This is a genomic window from Bacteroides faecis (assembly GCF_020091505.1).
GTDB lineage: Bacteria > Bacteroidota > Bacteroidia > Bacteroidales > Bacteroidaceae > Bacteroides > Bacteroides faecis.
The window spans coordinates 2,978,482-2,998,678 of record NZ_CP081916.1 but is presented as its reverse complement, the minus strand read 5'-3'; the positions used below and the strand labels follow the sequence as shown (position 1 = coordinate 2,998,678).

Sequence of the window (20,197 nt, the reverse complement as noted above, 5' to 3'; positions counted from 1 at the left end):
GAACATATCGGCTTTTTTATACTCCGGAATATATAATTCTTCTTACTTCTGGCTGACAATTAGGATGACTCATTACTAAAACATAGGTACCTTTCTTAGGAATATCCAAAGTGAGAGAAGGTAAGGTAAACCTCTGTTTCTCTTTCAGTTCCCCTTGCGAATCATATAAAAACACCATAGTACCTACCAACATTCCAGTTAAGCACAATGTTCCTTTTTCATTATCAAGGTAAACGTTTACCTCTTTATTTGTTATTACATCCATATTTTTACGTATATTAGCAGTTACAAAGATAGAGAAAAACTATGTTTATCTACTATATAAACAATAAAATATTCATGCAAACATAAGATTGCTTAAAGAACACTAAAGGGGATTTGTCGCTTACATATACTTTTATAAATAAAAGAAAGCGTGACAATTTGAACTATTGTCACGCTTTCCTTAATACATTTTCGTATTAAAGTCATTAGTGTTTCATGACTTATTTTTCATCAGTTACAGCCTCTTCTGCAGTGTCTGTTTCTGATTTAAATTCTGTAATTCCGTTAGAAACTAAAATGTTGTACCAAGAAATCAATTTCTTAATGTCTGCAACATATACCCGTTCACGATCAAAATTTGGTAATACTTCTCCTAAATACTCACGGAGCTGTTCCGGAGTGGCTTTTTTAGGATCAATAGAAGCTACTCCAGTATTTTCTTTTCCCTTCATTGCTTCCAACACGTTATACAGAGGCACTTCCGCCTCATCCGTATACATTGCTATATCTGCCAAAGAGATAATTTTCTCATTACCATAAGCGGGGAAACGTTTTTTATCTGCACTGATTGATTCAACAATCAACATATTTTTTCCTTGCGAAATTAGTTTGTACAATCCCGGTTTACCGGAGATAGACAGGATAGTCTTCAACATAGTATATATTCTTTTGTTTATTAATTATTTTTTTGCGGAGCAAAGGTAATGATTATTTTTAGATAGCAAAGAAATAAACGTCAAAACCTGTGGAATTAAAGGGGTTTCATCATCATTCACGATTACAAAATCAGCACGATTTCGCTTTATCTCATCACTCATTTGTGCCTCGATACGTTTCATTATCAATTCCTTTGAAGAATGATCACGTTTCATTGCCCGTACCACTCTTACTTCCAACGGTGCATATACCATTACCACAAAATCGACCTCCTCTTTAAAACCGGCTTCCAAAAGAATTGCCGATTCCATACCAACGATACCGATATCACCTTTCCGAAGTGTCCATTGCCTGAAATCTTCTTTCACCTTCGGATGAATGATAGCATTTACCTCTTTCGCATGCTGCGAATCACCGAATAAATACGATGCTAATAAAGGACGATTTAACTCTCCATTCTGAAAAACATCCGGACCGACCAGAGTACAAAGTTCTCTACGTAGCACCTCATTGGTATGAGTGATGCGCTTCGCCTCAATATCCGAAACATAAACGGGAATTCCCATCATTTCCAGTAATCTGGAAACTACACTTTTTCCACTACCGATTCCACCGGTAATACCTATTTTAATAACCATCGGAAGAAACTTGTTCTATCAGAAAATCAACTTGCTCGGGTACTATACGAATCTGGTTAATCCCACGAGGAGCTGATTTTAACTTTACCGTATACTTATCAGATCCTAGTTTTAGTAGCTCTTCATAAGAAACACTTATCACAAAATCGCTGGCTTTAATGCTTCGAAAACGTTTCAAGCCTACTTGAAAAGTTATTTGAACCTTTGAAGGAAATGCACGAAGTACCTTATCTGCCGGAAAGTTAACCCCACGCAATGGAACTTCGACCGTCTTCTCTGTGTAAATATCTACAGGAAAAGTCAGTTCAACCGAAGCGGGAACATACTTCACTCCTTTTTTATTATTCAAAGCCACCCGCTGACGAATCGTATCCGAAATATTTTCAAGGTTTACTTCTTGGGTATAAGCAGCTTTTATAGTATCTAAAATTCCAGCCGGAGCATATACTAATACAGAATCCGGACTACAAATTGTATCGGAAACATAATATTGAAGTCCGGCAGTCACTTTCCCTTGAAAATGAACAGGTACTAACTTAGATTTTCCTGTCGAATAGATATAATCTAATGTATCAGGTTTTATCGAAAGTATTTTAGAAGAGGCATTCAGCTGGCTGAGTATCTTCTTTTCAAATTCAGAGACAAAGATCTTCACATGATTATTTTGCCCTTTATAATCTGGAAAACTTAAGTTTACCGGAAAAAAGCTTTTTCCCAGCATATAATTGAGAAGCACCGTCCCTTTGTCCTTTACCCGGACACGAAGTTCGGAAGGAGGTTCTGAAGTAAGTACTATATTATTGGGGACATCCTTCATTCTCACCGGGATAGAGAATTCCGCTTCATAGTCGTTATTGAGGGTCTGAATCAGCCAGAATCCACCGGCAATCAGGAAAAAAAATAAAAAAATTAAGAACTCCCTGCTTTTATCACTAAGCAGGAAATCCTTAATTCTTTTGGATAGTCTTAAATATGTATATCTTAATTTCCTACGATCGAGCATAGGGTATTTGTTTACTAAAGATTACTTAGACTGATTGCCGGCAGCCGAAGCATCAGCAAAAATAGAGTTCTTATCTATTTTAATCTTCACGTTAGAAGCAATTTCAAGTACTATATAATCATCAGTAATCTCTTTGATCGTACCATGGATACCACCTGCAGTAATTACTGACTGATTTACCTGAAGAGATTTGCGGAAATTAGCAATTTCTTTCTGCTTTTTGTTCTGAGGACGGATCATAAAGAAATACATGATAACAAACATAGCTATCAGCATGATCCACATCATACTTCCACCTCCCGCTGCGGGAGCTTGCAATAATACAGTCAATAGGTTCATAAATAATCAAGTTTTAATTTCTACTATATGGACAAAGGTATCAGTTTTTAGTCAACTTACCTTCTTTTTTCAATTGATTAACTATTCCATCCAACGTTCCGTTGATAAAGCTTCCGCTCTTGGCAGTACTATACAACTTCGCGATTTCTACATATTCATTTAACGAAACACTCACCGGAATGTTCGGGAAACTTAAAATTTCTGCTAAAGCAGTCTGCATAATGATAATATCCATAAATGCAATACGGTCCAAATCCCAGTTTTTAGTATTCTCGCTCACAAGGTGACGATAATAGTCGGAATTCAGAATAGTACGACGGAATAAACGACGTGCAAATTCCTGATCTTCGTCATCCTTGAATTCCGGAAGCAATTCTTGATTTGCTCCATTCTTCTCTTCAAAACGCTTAATCGTTTTCAGCACAAAGGTATCCACAATCTCTTTATCGTCATTCCAATACAGACTCTGGTCTTCCAATACCTGATCAAGAGAATCATTATTGAAGATGTATGTCTTATAGAGTTTTCTCCACAATTCACGGTCAGCCTCATAGGAATTATCACTGGAAGCCATATAATCTTTATAAATATCGCTTTCTACAATTTTCTCATAGAGTTCCTTGACGAAATCCTGATCATTAGCCCAAGTCCTTTTCTGATTGGATATAAACTCGGTTAATTGTTTGTTCACCTCCAACTGTGCAACAAACTTATTATCCACAAACTTTGTATTGGGATATAACTCTTCTTTAGTAGGAGCCAGTTTTGCTTTTGCCGCATCAATGCGCTTTTGTGCATACTCTGTCAATGCCATCATCAGCATTAACAAATAATTATAAAGGTCATACGCCTTTGAAAGGCTGAAGAATAACTCTTTCTCCGCTGAGTCTAGATTTTTGCTGCCGTTCTGGTAATAGGCATACACTATTTGTATAATCTTAAGACGAATAAGAACTCTGTTGATCATAATTCAAATTAATACTGTTATTATCGAACTGCAAAAGTAGATATTTTTAATGAGTTTCCACAAATAAATCACATTTTTTAATGCAGTATTTGATTCTCTGCGCTTTTTCTTTTGACAGTTTAAAAAAAATATCCAATTTTGAGGCCGATTATTAACGGACCGAATGATATGGAAGATTTTAAAAAGAAAATGAACGCAGACATGAATGATAAGGAGATTGTTTTCTCCAAGTCCATCAAAGCAGGTAAACGCATCTATTACCTTGATGTGAAGAAGAACCGTAAAGATGAAATGTTTTTAGCAATTACGGAGAGTAAGAAAGTAGTGATGGGAGAAGGAGATGACTCTCAAGTTAGCTTTGAAAAGCACAAAATCTTCTTATATAAGGAGGATTTTCAGAAATTCATGGCAGGATTGACAGAAGCCCTCAATTTCATTAACCACAACGACATGAATGATTATATCAGCCGCCTGAATGAAGAGGCAGATATAAAAAGAGAACAAGAAGCGCTTGCCGAAGAAGCTAAAGAGGACAAGCTGGAAAACGAAATTAAGATTGATATTGACTTTTAAAGAGGTAACTCTTTGATATTTCAAAAAAAAACTGTACTTTTGCACCGCTTTTTTGCAACATCATGTGATAATCCACATCGTGTAATGGTGAATTAAGCAAAATAACTTAATTTAGAGTAACACAATTTTTTAAGAAATGAAATCAATTGAAGTAAAAGGAACTGCAAGAACTATTGCAGAACGCTCTTCAGAACAAGCAAGAGCCTTGAAAGAAATTCGTAAGAACGGTGGTGTACCTTGTGTACTTTACGGAGCTGGTGAAGTTGTTCACTTTACAGTGACTAACGAAGGTCTTCGTAACTTGGTTTATACTCCGCACATTTACGTAGTAGATCTGGATATCGATGGCAAAAAAGTAAACGCTATCCTGAAAGATATTCAATTCCATCCGGTAAAGGACAACATTCTTCATGTTGACTTCTATCAGATTGACGAAGCTAAACCTATCGTTATGGAAGTTCCAGTACAATTGGAAGGTCTTGCAGAAGGTGTTAAAGCCGGTGGTAAGCTTGCATTGCAGATGCGTAAGATTAAAGTGAAAGCTCTGTACAATGTAATTCCTGAAAAACTGACTGTTAACGTTTCTCACCTGGGATTGGGTAAGACTGTTAAAGTTGGCGAATTGAGCTTCGAAGGTCTTGAACTGATCAGTGCTAAGGAAGCAGTTGTATGTGCTGTTAAGCTGACTCGTGCAGCAAGAGGTGCAGCAGCAGCCGCTGGAAAGTAATTTGAGATTATCCCTGTAAAGAGATATAGCAAACGCAGATTAATGCAGATTAAAGCAGATGTTCAGTCTGCATTAGTTTGCGTTAATCTGCGTTCTCTTTTTATATTAACAAACTGTTTTTACGAAAAAAACAATGATTAAATATCTAATTGTCGGACTAGGAAACATTGGACCTAAATATCATGAAACCAGACACAATATTGGTTTCATGACAGTGGAGGCATTAGCTAGAATCAACAACGCCCCTTCTTTCATTGACGGACGCTACGGGTTTACTACTAGTTTTTCAATCAAAGGGCGCCAGTTAATTTTACTCAAGCCATCAACTTTCATGAATCTGAGTGGACTAGCTGTTCGTTACTGGATGCAAAAAGAAAACATTCCATTGGAAAATGTATTAATAGTAGTAGACGACCTGGCTCTCCCCTTTGGTACTTTACGTCTGAAAGGAAAAGGAAGTGATGCCGGACATAATGGCCTTAAGCACATAGCAGCCATTTTAGGAACCCAGAACTATGCCCGTTTACGCTTTGGTATCGGTAATGACTTCCCGAAAGGCGGACAGGTTGACTATGTACTCGGACACTTTACTGATGAAGACCTCAAGACAATGAATGAAAGACTGGAGACCGCCGGAGAAATCATCAAAAGTTTCTGCCTGGCAGGTATAGATATTACCATGAACCAGTTTAATAAAAAATAAGAGCATTTACAGTCGGCTACTTATAGCGCATTTGCAGTTGGTTTTAGTCAGTACACCACTAAGATATTGTACATCATAAATTAATAAATCATCAATAGACATATGGCAGAAGCAAGAATAGATAAATGGATGTGGGCCGTTCGTATTTTCAAGACACGCACAATTGCTGCTGAAGCTTGTAAGATGAATCGTGTCACCATTAACGGAGCATATGTAAAAGCCTCTCGCATGATAAAGCCAGGTGATGTGATTCAAGTCAAGAAACCGCCTATCACCTATTCATTCAAAGTGCTACAAGCTATCGAAAAGCGAGTAGGTGCCAAACTTGTACCCGATATGATGGAAAATGTAACAACTCCCGACCAATATGAACTATTGGAGATGAGTAAAATCAGCGGATTTATCGATCGTGCACGAGGAACCGGACGTCCAACCAAAAAAGATCGCAGAAGTCTGGAAGAATTCACTGCTCCGGAATTTATGGACGACTTTGATTTTGACTTTGATTTCGACGAAGATAAATAAACACTAAATAATATAAATGATAAACGGCGAACAAACCTGTACCTCTATGTTACAGTTTATTCACCGTTTATCATTTATCAAATACTCCGATTACAGATTTGCTTTCACCGCATCAATCAATTCCTGATATTCAACATCCGTCAAATAAACCTTTCCCGGGTTCATCTGGAATATACCTCCATAATCAGGTCCGTCGACATATTTCGGAGCCAGATGAAAATGCAGATGAGATAATTTATCTGAATAAGCACCATAATTTATTTTTTCCGGCTGGAAAGCCTTCTGCATCGCACGAGTAACACGTGCCACATCAGCCATAAATGCATTACGGTCTTCATCACTCAATTCATTCAAATCATTCGCGTGATCCTTGTAAGCAACGAGGCAGCGCCCCCGATAAGTTTGCTCTTTAAACAAAAACACACGTGATACACTAAGCTGCGCAATCTCAATCATCAGATTATGCAACGTTTCATTGTTCTGGCAATACAGACATTCTTTTGGATCGCTCTTCATGATATTATTATTTTTATGTTTTGACAAAGCAAAAATAGTCGTTCTGCTTTTATTTCACCTGTATTTTTTCGTTTTTTTGATCGACTAATTGGTACACATGCTCTTTTTCACCGACAACCCACACTACATCACCCTCTTCGAATGGCGCATTTACATCCGGTACCATCAGCGTCCCATCTTTCCGTTCCACACCGGCTATCATACAATGGTATTTATCCCGTATACCGGATTCACGAATTGTTTTACCCAGAAAAACAGAGTCCGTATCAACAATAAACTGCTTTAAAATCATCTCTCCTTTTTCATATACATCCCAGTCTATTTTAGCACCACTTTGCATCGCACTGCTAAATACGTTCAGCTGTTCATCTGTACCTATCACCTGAATCTTATCCATAGGGAAAAGGCGTACAGAACCACCGGGAATATTAATCCTCCTTTTTCCTCGTAAGATAGAAGCAATATGAATTCCATATTTCTTACCTAAATTTAATTCCATCAACGTTTTTCCCGCCCAAGTTGATTCACCCGGAATCTCCAAGTCTGCCAAATGCAAATCATGTGACAACAGGCGTCCGGCATATTCCGGCTTCTTTTCTCCCAAATATTCTGCACGTACCTCTCTGGAACGCAAGTTTTGAAAGAAACGCCGTTCAATTAATATAGACTGTTTTTTCAAACGACGCGACCATACCATCAACAGAACAGCAAGCACCGCAACTCCAATAATCAATCCAATAGATGCCTTAAACAATCCCGATATCACAAAAATAACAAATAATGCCGCTATCATTATACGTATGACAATAGTAGATACCAATGGCGCACGATTAGCACGATTATCATGCCACAGAGTCATAAATTCCACGGAATGGTTTTTCTTCACCATAATGGCGCGCAGGAAAGGCGCAATACAGAGAATGATAAAAACAGCCCCCAATAATGATGCCCAGAAATGAGGCAAATTCTCTTTAAAAAATGGCACGACAAAACGGAAAGACAGTGCAATAATAGATATACTGACTATTGAATATACTACAGTAATACGCACCATTGCCAGCAACAGCTTCTTCCACAAATTCTCATGATTAAGCACAGTTTGCGATCCTGAAGAATAGCGCATCAAAAACTTCCGCCAGGAAGCAGGTAAATGAGCATCTACAAAAGAGGAAGCAGGTTCAGCCAAGCGAATCATATAAGGAGTCAGGAAAGTGGTTATCACTGAGACAGCTACCACTATCGGATATAAGAAATCGCTCGTCACATGCAGAGATACACCTAAGGAAGCAATAATAAATGCGAATTCACCAATCTGGGTCAAACTGAAACCGCACTGCATAGCAGTCTTCAATGGTTTACCGGAAAGAATCACACCGAATGTTCCGAATGTAGCCTGCCCCAAAATAACCGCGATCGTAATCACAATAATAGGTATTGCATATTCAATAATCATTGCAGGGTCGACCATCATACCCACCGACACGAAGAAAATAGCGCCGAAAAGATCTTTTACAGGTTTCACCAGTCTGTCTATAGATTCCGCTTCGATCGTTTCCGCCAGAATAGACCCCATAATAAACGCACCGAATGCTGCGGAAAATCCTGTATTGGCTGCCATTACCACCATGCCGAAACACAGCGCCAATGATACAATAAGCAAAGTTTCCTCTCCCATCAGCTTTCTGCAACGTTTCAAGAACTCCGGAATCAGATAGATACCTACTACAAACCACAGAATGAGGAAAAACAGCAATTTGCCAATACTCTCCAGCATTTCGGTACCTTCAAAATTATGACTCACCGCCATTGTAGAAAGCATCACCATCAATACAATAGCCAATATATCCTCCAAAATCAGAATACTCAGCACAAGTCCGGTAAACTGTTTTTTTCTTAATCCCAAGTCGTCGAATGCCTTATAGATAATAGTAGTAGAAGACATCGCAATCATACCACCCAAAAACAGGCTGTCCATTCGATGCCAGCCGAATCCCATGCCGACGCCTATTCCCAGCAATATCATACAAAAAATAATAGTACAGGCGGCAATGATAGCAGAGCCACCTACCTTAACTATTTTCTTAAAACTAAACTCCAGACCAAGAGCAAACAACAAGAAGATAACACCAATGTCCGCCCATGTCTTAATATTGGCGGTATCCATCACTGATGGTGTAAAAGGCATGTGCGGACTTGCCAGAAACCCGGCAACCACATATCCCAACACCAAAGGTTGCTTCAACTTCTTAAAGAGTAAAGTCATAACGCCGGCACAAATCAGTATCAGTGCAAGATCGGCAATGAGTGTAGGTAATTGAGACATTGTTTTATCGTATTTGGTGACAAAATTATAATAAATCTATGGTATAAACAATATATTCACAAATATGTTTTAAGTCAATAGCCTCAAATAGATTGCATAAAATATCTAATTATTTACATAAGACATAATTAAGCGGAAAAATCTGCAGCCTATCTATTATAGATAAACTACCGACTTCATTTCATGATACCAATTCTCCCGCCATAACCTTTATTTTCTCTTTGAATTTGATAAAAGTCATAGATCTCTGAAAGCTAACTATCGAGCTATTCTAAAGGAGTAAATTCTTTATATTCTCTGGACATATTTATTTCCCCATATTCTCCCCATCGGTCATAAATGGCAAATTTCTTGGTTGTAAGTTCCTCTATATCCCAATAATGATCCGAACCAAAATAAATTGTACTGGAATTCTGATCATAAAAAGCCCATCTCACATTGACATCACGCCGTTGCTCTTTTCCGTTTTTATCAGTAACAATTGAAGTTTGAGTACACGTACCATCGTTTCTAAACTTATACAACCCTTGAATCGTCTCTTCAGCATCATTGACTATTTTTTGACTAGCCCACGTTACACCACATATCAAAGATATGACATCATCTTCCGCCTTTGTATAATATCCGGTCTTCTCCACACAACCTGTCATAAGAAAAGGCATGATAAAAACGAGCGATACAAAAATCCATTTTTTCATCAACGTAAGAATTTGAAGTTTGCAATACGGGGAGCATTCAAACTCGTCGTTTCAAAATTCCATTCTGCATAATCACCCTGAGTTGTAGACCATTCAAAACAAGGATTGATATGATAACCAATTCCACAAAATAAAATTCTTGCTGTTTCCTTGTTATCATTACTTCTAAGGTGGCAGATCACGTAAAATGCCCAGCCTGCATTCTTATAAGATTGTGGATTTAATTCTATGGATGTTTCGATATGATTGCCTTTATTTATATAATAATTCTCTTTGTGATCCGTCACATCAAGTGATGCTACTGTAGAAGAATACCTGGTGCGCCCGTAAAAGGGAATTTGACGAATGTCGCTTTGGCAAGCGACTGGGCAAGTGTTTAGAATGCCTATTAACAACCGCTAACCGGAGGGGAAAACCCCACAAGGGAACATAGCACGTTGGTAAAGCCATAAGTCAGCCAACTGTCAGGCTGCGACCGAATGGCAAGTTAAAATGATAGATATGAGGATAAAGCCTGTATTGGTTGAACGATAGTCCGAGCAGTCGTATCCTTGGGCAATGACGGAAGACAGTTGAATAATTCTTCGGAATTATACCGTTATGTTGCGGTACTACACTGATGACAGGTAGCAGGAGTAGCATAAACTTACCGCAAGGCAACTACCATAAGTAGTAAAGGACGAAAGTCGTATCCGACAATCTATCGAGCCAAATAGTCGTCAAATTTCTAAACGGGGATTGCCTAAACCGGAAAGCCAGTTGTAGGGCTATGGGGTCTGCCCCTGAATATCCGGCATGGCAACGGAGCTTCCATAGTAGTCTGAGCAGGGTAAGGTCCTGTACATGGCGAAGGGGAGCAGCTAATTAAGTTTAACAATTTAAAGGAAGATGTGAGAGACATGAGAAATCCAGAAAATGTGTTGAACAGTCTGAGTAAACACAGCGGTAACTTGAACTATAAGTTTGAGCGGCTGTATAGAGTGCTGTTTAATGAGGAAATGTTTTATGTAGCCTATCAGAATATTTACAGCAAGACAGGCAACATGACGGCAGGAGCCGATGGTAAAACCATTGACGGAATGAGCATTGACCGAGTTGAACAATTGATTGATAGTCTCAAAAATGAGACTTATCAGCCTAATCCGTCCAAAAGGACGTACATACCTAAGAAAAACGGGAAAAAACGTCCGCTTGGCATACCCTCTTTTGATGATAAGCTGGTACAGGAAGTAGTTAGAATGATACTTGAAGCAATCTATGAAGGCAGTTTTGAACATACTTCACATGGGTTTCGTCCCAAACGAAGTTGTCATACTGCTCTTATAGATATACAAAAGACATTCACTGCCGTGAAATGGTTTATTGAAGGCGATATTAAAGGATTCTTCGACAATATCAATCATGACGTATTGATTAATATTCTTCGGGAACGTATCGCTGACGAAAGATTTTTGCGGCTTATCCGAAAGTTCCTGAATGCCGGATATGTGGAAGACTGGGTATTTCATAGAACGTACAGTGGAACTCCACAAGGCGGGATTATCAGCCCAATACTGGCTAATATCTACCTTGACAAGCTCGACAAGTACATCAAGGAATACACCAATCGGTTTAATAAAGGGGTAACGAGAAAAGGCGATGCTCGATACAAGCTCTACGAACAGCGGAGATACCGACTGGCAAAGAAGCAAAAGAATGAGAAAGATGTAAAGGTAAGGGAACAGATGACCGCTGAAATTAAGCGGCTACGAGAAGAACGGAACAACTATCCGGCACGTAATGAAATGGACAGCAGTATCAAACGGTTAAAATATGTGAGATACGCAGATGATTTTCTGATTGGAATTACCGGTAGTCTGGAAGACTGTAAAACAGTAAAAGAGGATATTAAGAACTATTTGAATGAAGCTCTTAAACTGGAACTGTCAGACGAAAAGACACTGATAACCAATGCGCAAAAGCCAGCAAAATTTCTCGGATATGACGTATTTATCCGCAGGTGTAATGATTTACGCAAGGATAAGTTCGGTAGAACGGTTAGGGCATTCGGACACAAGCCTGTCTTGTATCTGAATTTTGAAACGATGCGGAAGAAACTCTTTGATTACAAGGTCGCAAGAATAGCGGTTGTCAATGGTAAAGAGGTTTGGAAATCTATCGTCAGAACGTACATGCTGAACTTGGATGACTTGGAAATAGTCAGTCAGTTCAATGCCGAAATCCGAGGGTTCTATAATTACTACTCAATAGCCAATAATAGCTATGTCATCAATTCTTTCTATCACATTATGTCATACAGTATGTATAAGGTATTTGCGAACAAATACAAATCATCTGTAAAGAAAATCCTTCTGAAATATAAAAAGAATAAGGTTTTCCAAGTGGCATATGAAAATAGCAAGGGTAAGACACTTTACCAATCATTTTATCATGATGGTTTCAAACGCAAAAAGGTTGCAGGTAATATTTACTGTGACACTATTCCACGGACAGTTTCCATAACAGGTGGACGTAACAGCCTTATGGAAAGGCTGAAACTCCAAGTCTGCGAATTATGCGGTGCTACCGATAAACTCGAAATGCATCACGTTCGCAAACTTAAAGACCTGAAAGGTAAATCCGACTGGGAAAAGAGAATGATAGCCCGAAGACGAAAAACTTTGGCTGTCTGCTCAAAGTGTCATGCAAAGATAGACCCCGACCGAAGAATCAGACTGAATTAATTAGTGGAGAGCCGGATACAGGGAGACTTGTAAGTCCGGTTCGGAGGCGAGTACTCGGAAACCTATCATAGAAATATGACAAGGCGCTGGGTGCTTAGCCTACCCATTATCAGACTGTTTTTTCTTCAGTTCAATTGGTGAATCATTCTTTATTTGACTAATGTATATTTCATTTTCTGTTATCATAACAATATAGTCCACGCCATGAGAAGCCGCCAACTGTCCGGAGCAACTATTTATTTGATTAAGACTTTCTTTAAAGATACTAAGATTAAGGGAATTGACGGAGTTTAGCTCTTCTACATCTGCGTTGGTTATATAAGATAATACAGAATTACGTTTATTAGAGTTGATATAATATTCATGTGTAGTTTTATTTATATCAACAAATTCATTTAACACCGCAGCATCTTGTTGGTAGTTACGACTTGCTGGAGTTGGAACACTAAAATTATCTCTACAGCTCTGAAAAGATAAAGATAATAAGATAATTACTGAAAATAAAACAGACTTCATAGTTGATAGTTTTTTTGTGTACAAATAATAATCTTTCAAAATTAAGAAACTGTCTTTAATCCATACTATCAATTAGATGAAAAGAAGTTAATATTAAAAAGAATTATACAACCACAATCATTTCACTTCTCACTTTTACATCCATTTAAAGTTTTATCCGATATCCAAAATAAATAATACAAGAGGGTAATCAAAACCCTTATAAATGAAAAATTACCCTTGCCACAGATTGAACTGCACCCCAAAAGTTGGACACAAAACTTTAGGAGTGCAGTTCAGATAATTGTAGCGAGGGTAATTTTATTGAGAGGAGAGTTTTGACATCCCCTTTATTTTCTAAAAGGTGGTTTCACCACTATTGCCTTCAGTTTACGTCCGCGCATATCAATACAGATCTCCGTACCTACTTTAGCATATTCCGGTTTCACATACCCCATACCAATACCAATCTTACGAGTAGGAGACATCGTTCCGGAAGTCACCACTCCTATACTCTCTCCTTCTGCATCCACCAGTCCATAGCCATGACGAGGAATTCCCCGGTCGATCATTTCAAATCCAACCAATTTACGGGTAGTTCCTTCTGCCTTCTGTTTTTCCAGCATCGGACGGTTGATAAACTCTTTGCCTTCCACAAACTTAGTAATCCAGCCTAATCCTGCTTCGATCGGTGAAGTTTTATCATCCAAGTCATTGCCATAAAGACAAAACCCCATCTCCAGACGAAGCGTATCACGAGCACCCAGTCCTACCGGCTTTATCCCGAACTCCTCTCCCGCCTCAAACACCGCTTTCCATATCGTTTCTGCAGCATCGGGATAGAAATAAAGTTCAAAACCTCCGGCACCAGTATATCCGGTATTGGAAATAATCACATTCTCCTTTCCCGCAAACTTACCAACGGTAAACGAATAATAAGGAATAGCTGACAAATCAATATCTGTCAGTTTTTGCAAAGCAAGAACAGCCTTCGGACCTTGAACGGCAAGCTGTGCCATGTTATCAGAAGAATTTTCCAATTCCACCCCTTCCGTATTATGGGAAACACACCAATTCCAGTCTTTCTCTATATTGGCTGCATTCACTACCAACAGATATTTTTCCGGCTCATAGCAATACACAAGCAAATCGTCTACAATCCCCCCTTCTTCATTAGGGAAACAGGTATATTGTATTTTTCCGGGAACAAGTGCCGCCACATTATTGGAAGTCACCTTCTGAAGAAAGGATAACGCTTGCGGACCTTTTACCCAAAATTCCCCCATATGGGATACATCAAATACACCGACTGCATTGCAGACAGTCAGATGTTCATCAATAATTCCAGAGTACTCGATGGGCATATTATAACCTGCAAATTCATGCATTTTAGCACCTAATGCAATGTGTTTCTCTGTAAACGGAGTGGTTTTCATTTTTTATGTATTAAGTTTTAAGTAATATTGAACATTGATATTCGTGAAATATAATCACTTGGAGGCTACCAGTTCTGCAATCTTCACAATGACATTCATCGCCTTCTCCATATTGGGGATAGGAATAAATTCATAACGCCCATGGAAGTTGAGACCACCTGCAAAGATATTCGGACAAGGCAAACCTTTAAATGAAAGCTGTGCTCCATCCGTACCTCCACGAATCGGCCTTACATTCGGCTTCACACCTACTGCTTCCATTGCAGAGAAAGCTGTGTCGATGATATGCATCACCGGTTCTATCTTTTCGCGCATATTATAATATTGGTCACGTAACTCCAATGCAGCTGTACCTTCTCCATATTCGGCATTGATCAGGGCAACCAAACGTTTCATTTCTTCCTTGCGTTCCTCAAATTTAGCACGGTCATGATCACGGATAATGTAGGATACTGTACTTTGTTCCACATCTCCCTGAATACCGATCAGATGATAGAATCCTTCATAACCTTCGGTCTGTTCCGGAGTTTCCATAGAGGGCAGCATCGCAATAAACTGATTAGCGACACGAATCGAGTTTATCATCTTATTCTTTGCATATCCCGGATGTACGTTACGTCCTTTAAAAGTAATCTTTGCAGCGGCAGCATTAAAGTTTTCAAATTCCAACTCTCCCACTTCACCACCATCCATGGTATACGCCCATTCACAGCCAAACTTCTCTACATCAAACTTATGGGCACCTTCACCGATTTCCTCATCCGGATTGAATCCGATACGAATCTTTCCGTGTTTGATTTCAGGGTGTTCTTTGAGATAAGCTATTGCTGATACAATTTCGGCAATCCCCGCCTTATCATCCGCACCAAGCAAAGTTTTTCCGTTTGTTACAATCAGATCCTCCCCTTTATGATCGCGCAGTTCCGGAAATTGTGCAGGAGAAAGGATTATATTTTCCTCTGCACAAAGCACTATATCCGAACCATCATAGTCTTTTACAATACGTGGAGAAACATCTTTCCCGGTCATATCCGGACTTGTGTCCATATGAGCAATGAACCCGATAGTGGGTACTTCCTTATCTATATTGGCAGGAAGCGTGGCAAAAAGATAGCCATGTTCATCCAATGTAATATCTTCCAATCCCAAAGATTCCAGTTCCGTCTTCAGATATTCGGCGAATACCATCTGTTTTGGAGTACTGGGAGTAAGCCCGGTCGATTCATCCGACTGTGTATCAAAGCTTACATACTTCAAAAATCTGTCTACTAAAGTCATATCTATTTACGATTTAATGATTTACAATTTACATTTTGATAGTTTATAGTGCCGTAAAGGTAAAAAAAGAGCCGTGAATTGACAAACAATTCACAGCTCTTTTTTCTCAGTATATTACTTATTGCTTATATTTCACACTTCACTTCAGAATTTTAATTCTCTGCCATTTCTTCTTTAAAAGTGACTGCTGCCATCAAAACAATGCGTACAAACCTTACATTTCGGCAATCCGATGGCTTCAATCAATGTTTCAAGTGTATTGAATTTCAATGAAGACAGTCCGAAACGCTCGGCTATGATGTCAACCATCTTTTCATATTCAGGCGAACCTGTAGTAGCATATTTTTCCAGATTCTTATTTTCATCGCCTTCCAATTCCTTAATGATGCGGCGGGTAATTAATTCCAAAGCATTCTTTGAAGCAGAGAAACCCACAAACGGACAGGCGTAGATCAACGGAGGACAGGCGATACGCATATGCACCTCTTTTGCTCCATAATCGTACAGAATCTTCACATTATCACGCAACTGTGTTCCACGTACGATTGAATCATCACAGAACAACAGACGCTTTCCCTGAAGCATTGCACGATTCGGAATTAACTTCATCTTTGCAACCAACGAACGCATTTCCTGATTACTCGGTGTGAAGCTACGAGGCCATGTCGGTGTATATTTTGAAATGGCACGATGGTAAGGAACCCCTTTGCCTTCGGCATATCCCAATGCCATGCCCACTCCCGAATCGGGGATACCACAAACACAATCTACTTCTGATTCATCCTTCTGTCCCATCTTCATTCCACTGGTAAAGCGGACTTCTTCTACATTTTTACCCTCATAACAAGAAGTCGGGAAACCATAATATACCCACAAGAAAGAACAAATCTGCATTTCTTCATTCGGCTGGCGAAGCTGCTCGATACGGTCGGCATACATGCGTACTATTTCTCCCGGTCCCAAGTATCTTTCGATCTCATAATCCAGATTTGGAAAGCTGGATGACTCACTGGTTGCAGCATACGCATCTTCTTTCTTTCCAATCACTACCGGAGTACGTCCCCATTTGTCCCGGGCGGCAATAACACTGCCATCCTCCGTAAGAATCAGCATCGAGCAAGAACCCTTGATGTGCTTGAATACATTTTCGATACCTTCAGTGAAAGTTCTTCCTTGTATAATAAGTAGTGCGATAAGTTCCGTCTGATTGGTATTGCTCGAACTTAGTTCGGCGAAGTGCATATTTTGATTGAGAAGTTCTTCTTCCAGTTCCTGGATATTTGCTATTTTAGCGACTGTAACGATGGCGAAGCGCCCGAGGTGAGAATTGATAATGATAGGTTGTGCGTCTGTGTCGCTGATAATACCGATTCCGGCATTGCCTTTGAATTTGTCAAGCTCTCCTTCAAACTTGGATCGGAAATACGTACTTTCCAGATTGTGAATGGAGCGAATGAATCCTTTCTCCTGACTATAAGTCGCGAGTCCGCCCCGCTTTGTACCCAGATGTGAGTTATAATCTGTACCATAGAATAAATCAGTCACGCAACTTGATTTCGAGACTGTTCCGAAAAAACCTCCCATGTTGTTCTCTTTAATTGATAATGTTAAAAAAAAGATGGCGCAAAAATACAAAAAAGAATCCATCCGATAAAAAAAGCACTCCGCAAAGTTTTAATTTTCTTTGCGGAGGACCTCTAATTTTTATTAAAAACACACAGGAAGATGAACAATCGTTTTAGCTGCGACTCATTTCCATTTCTTAATTGATTTCCGATCGGATGGACTCGCCTCGATGAGACTCAATGCAAAACCGCCGCTACGTGCCAATTGGGCAGATATCTTCGTTTTATTTGTTACAATCCCCTTCTTTATCTGATAGGAAGTCGGATTCTTTTCATAATCAGCATCTTTTCCGTCGGCATAAAGGGTAGCGACGTATTGTTTACCCGGCTCCAGAAAATCAAGGGTAAACGCAGCCGTACGTGCATTTTCATCAGTAATACCACCAACAAACCAGTTATTGGTTCCTTTCGCTTTGCGGGCTACTGTTATATAATCGCCCGGTTCAGCTTCCAGATATTTGCTGTCATCCCAGTCCAAAGCTACATCTTTAATGAACTGAAAGGCGTCCGGATGGCGCTCATAACTCTCAGGCAGGTCAGCAGCCATCTGCAAAGGGCTGTACATGGTAACGTAAAGCGCCAGTTGTTTTGCCAAAGTAGTACGTACAACGCTATGATCCCCTTCCAGAAAAGAAATTCTTGTATCGAAGATACCCGGTGTATAATCCATCGGACCACCTATCAGACGAGTAAATGGAAGCAAAGTAGTATGAAAGGGTTTGTTACCGGCAAAAGCTTCATATTCCGTTCCACGTGCCGATTCATTACCAATCAGGTTAGGATAGGTACGACACAATCCGGTAGGACGTACGGCTTCATGTGCATTCACACAGATCTTATAATCGGCAGCTTTTGTCACAGCATATAAATAATGGTTATTCATCCATTGTCCGTAATGATGTTCGCCCCGAGGGATGATATTACCCACATAACCGCTTTTTACAGCATTGTATCCGTTGTCAGCCATAAATTGGTAGGCTGTATCCAAATGTCGCTCATAATTACGAACGGAAGCAGATGTTTCATGATGCATCATCAGTTTCACACCTTTCTCTTTGGCATACGCATTCAGCATCTTCACATCAAAATCCGGATAGGGAGTGACAAAATCAAATACATAATCTTTGGATTTGCCAAACCAGTCTTCCCAGCCTTCGTTCCAGCCTTCTATCAGTACCTGATCGAAACCATGCCGGGCCGCAAAGTCAATATAACGTTTTACTTTATCATTGTTGGCTGCATGACGTCCGTTGGGCCTTGTCTTTGAATAATCTGTCAGTCCGAGTTTCACGGAATAAACATCATCCGTATATGCCCAACTACTCTTTCCGGTGATCATTTCCCACCAAACACCGATATACTTTACAGGTTTAATCCATGAAACATCTTGGTAAGCACATGGCTCATTCAAATTCAAGGTCAGTTTGGAAGCCAGAATATCGCGTGCATCATCGCTCACAATCACAGTACGCCACGGAGACTGGCAAGGTGTCTGCATATAGCCTTTATCCCCCATTGCATCCGGTGTCAACCATGATTCAAAAATCAGATTCTTGTCATCCAGATTCAGGTGCATGCAGGAGTAGTCCACTAAAGCGGCTTCGTGCAGGTTAATATACAGCCCATCAGCGGTCTTCATTTGCAAAGATGTTTGCACACCTGTCGGTGAGAAAGAAGTTTGAGAAGCATTGTCAGTAATAGCTCCCTTCATCAGCCCCCGGATTTCCGTAAGTTTGGATTCTGTATAATCATACTCTTGGGTATCATAGTCTCCCGGAATCCAAAATGCAGTATGGTCACCTGTCATAGCAAACTGCGAATGCTCTTCTTTAATAACAAAATAGTTCAGATTTTCCTGCTGTGGAAATTCATAGCGGAAGCCCAATCCATCATTATAAAGACGAAAACGGATGATTATATTCCGGTTCTGCGCTTTCTGATTCAATGTGACAGCCATTTCATTATAGTGATTACGAATGGATTTAACCTCTCCCCACACCGGTTCCCACGTTTCGTCGAAAGTGGAAGTTTTTGCATCAATACATGCAAATCCACCCATTAGTCCCGGATCGTTCTTCAATTCAAGTCCCAATTTTGATGGTTTTATCACTTCCTTTCCTTTATAAGAAAGTTCGTACACTGGCTCCCCCTGAGTATTGACCGAAAAGTCAAGCTTTAATTGTCCGTCAGGAGAAGTAATACTTTCTGCCATTGCCGTTGTACCCATAAAAAAAGAGAGTAACAGACAGAGTACTGTCGTAGTTAATATTCTCATGTTCTTCATGATATAAATGAATTAGTTAATAATCGTATGGCAAATGTAGTGAGGAATAGCAAGCATCATTTCGGATTATAATTAAAATATAGTATTCCCGGATATCAAAAAACATATATACATCTAATAATCAAAGATATAATAATTCCCTCCAATAGAAAAAATATAGTGCTTGCATGGAGCGATATAGCACTTTATCACATCGCAAAACGGGATTTTTCTTTATTCTCCCGCCCCTATTCAGAAATAAAAAAAATATTTTAGTCTCATAGTCTCATCCTATATCAGGTAATATATAGATAATCAAAACAATACAAAATGAGAGATCCATTTAAAATGGTTATCTCTCATCATTTCTTCGTAAGCGTCTCGGCGATGCCGTCTTTTCTTTAATTCTACTTCTTCATATCTTTGCTTTCATATTAATCAATT

The 20,197-nt window shown here is 39.3% G+C and carries 19 protein-coding genes; 5 read left to right on the top strand and 14 right to left on the bottom strand.

The annotated features are described in order from the left end of the window. Positions 1–16: 16 nt before the first annotated feature. The 6 genes from K6V30_RS11535 to nusB form a co-directional block, all read right to left on the bottom strand. A complete protein-coding gene (locus K6V30_RS11535; protein ID WP_010537243.1) occupies positions 17–265 on the bottom strand; it encodes a hypothetical protein in 249 nt (82 codons plus the stop codon). A 220-nt stretch (positions 266–485) separates the two neighbouring features. Further along, positions 486–920 carry a DUF5606 family protein gene (locus K6V30_RS11530; RefSeq protein WP_010537242.1) on the bottom strand — a complete coding sequence of 145 codons (435 nt, stop codon included), beginning with the start codon at positions 918–920 and terminating at the stop codon, positions 486–488. 24 nt (positions 921–944) lie between these two features. Further along, on the bottom strand, positions 945–1,559 hold the full coding sequence (coaE, locus tag K6V30_RS11525; RefSeq protein ID WP_010537241.1) for a dephospho-CoA kinase: 615 nt from the start codon (positions 1,557–1,559) through the stop codon (positions 945–947). Next, entirely contained in the window at positions 1,549–2,562 is a 1,014-nt protein-coding gene (locus K6V30_RS11520; protein WP_055270622.1) for a CdaR family protein, read from the bottom strand. The genes coaE and K6V30_RS11520 overlap by 11 nt, the downstream gene beginning before the upstream one ends. Before the next feature lie 21 nt (positions 2,563–2,583). After that, positions 2,584–2,901 (bottom strand): preprotein translocase subunit YajC, encoded by a 318-nt coding sequence (gene yajC, locus K6V30_RS11515; RefSeq protein ID WP_008764747.1) that lies wholly within the window; start codon positions 2,899–2,901, stop codon positions 2,584–2,586. Positions 2,902–2,941: 40 nt separating this feature from the next. Beyond that, positions 2,942–3,868, bottom strand: a complete 927-nt coding sequence (nusB, locus tag K6V30_RS11510; RefSeq protein ID WP_010537238.1) for a transcription antitermination factor NusB — start codon at positions 3,866–3,868, stop codon at positions 2,942–2,944. A gap of 168 nt (positions 3,869–4,036) precedes the next feature. Here nusB and K6V30_RS11505 point away from each other — a divergent pair, with 168 nt between their 5' ends. The 4 genes from K6V30_RS11505 to K6V30_RS11490 all read left to right on the top strand — a co-directional run bounded on the left by K6V30_RS11505 (position 4,037) and on the right by K6V30_RS11490 (position 6,396). Beyond that, positions 4,037–4,441 (top strand): PUR family DNA/RNA-binding protein, encoded by a 405-nt coding sequence (locus K6V30_RS11505; RefSeq protein ID WP_055270681.1) that lies wholly within the window; start codon positions 4,037–4,039, stop codon positions 4,439–4,441. Between the two features lie 136 nt (positions 4,442–4,577). Continuing rightward, complete coding sequence (locus tag K6V30_RS11500; protein WP_008760337.1) at positions 4,578–5,168, top strand: 50S ribosomal protein L25/general stress protein Ctc; 591 nt, start codon at positions 4,578–4,580, stop codon at positions 5,166–5,168. A gap of 136 nt (positions 5,169–5,304) precedes the next feature. Continuing rightward, positions 5,305–5,871 (top strand): aminoacyl-tRNA hydrolase, encoded by a 567-nt coding sequence (gene pth, locus K6V30_RS11495; RefSeq protein ID WP_055270683.1) that lies wholly within the window; start codon positions 5,305–5,307, stop codon positions 5,869–5,871. A 102-nt stretch (positions 5,872–5,973) separates the two neighbouring features. Next, complete coding sequence (locus tag K6V30_RS11490) at positions 5,974–6,396, top strand: RNA-binding S4 domain-containing protein (RefSeq protein WP_010537233.1); 423 nt, start codon at positions 5,974–5,976, stop codon at positions 6,394–6,396. Positions 6,397–6,486: 90 nt separating this feature from the next. On the opposite strand, the gene K6V30_RS11485 is transcribed toward K6V30_RS11490, so the two are convergent. From K6V30_RS11485 to K6V30_RS11475, 3 genes are all read right to left on the bottom strand, one after another. Beyond that, a complete protein-coding gene (locus K6V30_RS11485) occupies positions 6,487–6,912 on the bottom strand; it encodes an HIT family protein (RefSeq protein WP_010537232.1) in 426 nt (141 codons plus the stop codon). A gap of 49 nt (positions 6,913–6,961) precedes the next feature. Beyond that, positions 6,962–9,235 (bottom strand): monovalent cation:proton antiporter family protein, encoded by a 2,274-nt coding sequence (locus K6V30_RS11480; RefSeq protein WP_055270624.1) that lies wholly within the window; start codon positions 9,233–9,235, stop codon positions 6,962–6,964. Positions 9,236–9,501: 266 nt separating this feature from the next. Next, positions 9,502–9,933, bottom strand: a complete 432-nt coding sequence (locus tag K6V30_RS11475; RefSeq protein ID WP_010537230.1) for a hypothetical protein — start codon at positions 9,931–9,933, stop codon at positions 9,502–9,504. Positions 9,934–10,832: 899 nt separating this feature from the next. Here K6V30_RS11475 and K6V30_RS11470 point away from each other — a divergent pair. After that, on the top strand, positions 10,833–12,656 hold the full coding sequence (locus K6V30_RS11470) for a reverse transcriptase domain-containing protein (protein ID WP_055270625.1): 1,824 nt from the start codon (positions 10,833–10,835) through the stop codon (positions 12,654–12,656). A gap of 99 nt (positions 12,657–12,755) precedes the next feature. Here the strand turns inward: K6V30_RS11470 and K6V30_RS11465 are convergent, their stop codons facing one another. The 5 genes from K6V30_RS11465 to K6V30_RS11445 all read right to left on the bottom strand — a co-directional run bounded on the left by K6V30_RS11465 (position 12,756) and on the right by K6V30_RS11445 (position 19,774). Beyond that, entirely contained in the window at positions 12,756–13,172 is a 417-nt protein-coding gene (locus tag K6V30_RS11465) for a hypothetical protein (protein ID WP_224207292.1), read from the bottom strand. Between the two features lie 329 nt (positions 13,173–13,501). After that, complete coding sequence (gene gcvT / locus K6V30_RS11460; RefSeq protein ID WP_055271848.1) at positions 13,502–14,587, bottom strand: glycine cleavage system aminomethyltransferase GcvT; 1,086 nt, start codon at positions 14,585–14,587, stop codon at positions 13,502–13,504. A gap of 54 nt (positions 14,588–14,641) precedes the next feature. Next, positions 14,642–15,865 (bottom strand): peptidase T, encoded by a 1,224-nt coding sequence (pepT, locus tag K6V30_RS11455; protein WP_055271846.1) that lies wholly within the window; start codon positions 15,863–15,865, stop codon positions 14,642–14,644. 174 nt (positions 15,866–16,039) lie between these two features. Then, a complete protein-coding gene (locus K6V30_RS11450; protein WP_010537226.1) occupies positions 16,040–17,449 on the bottom strand; it encodes an amidophosphoribosyltransferase in 1,410 nt (469 codons plus the stop codon). Positions 17,450–17,614: 165 nt separating this feature from the next. After that, positions 17,615–19,774: a glycoside hydrolase family 97 protein gene (locus K6V30_RS11445; protein WP_055271844.1), complete on the bottom strand. Its 2,160-nt coding sequence runs from the start codon at positions 19,772–19,774 to the stop codon at positions 17,615–17,617. Positions 19,775–20,197 lie beyond the last annotated feature (423 nt).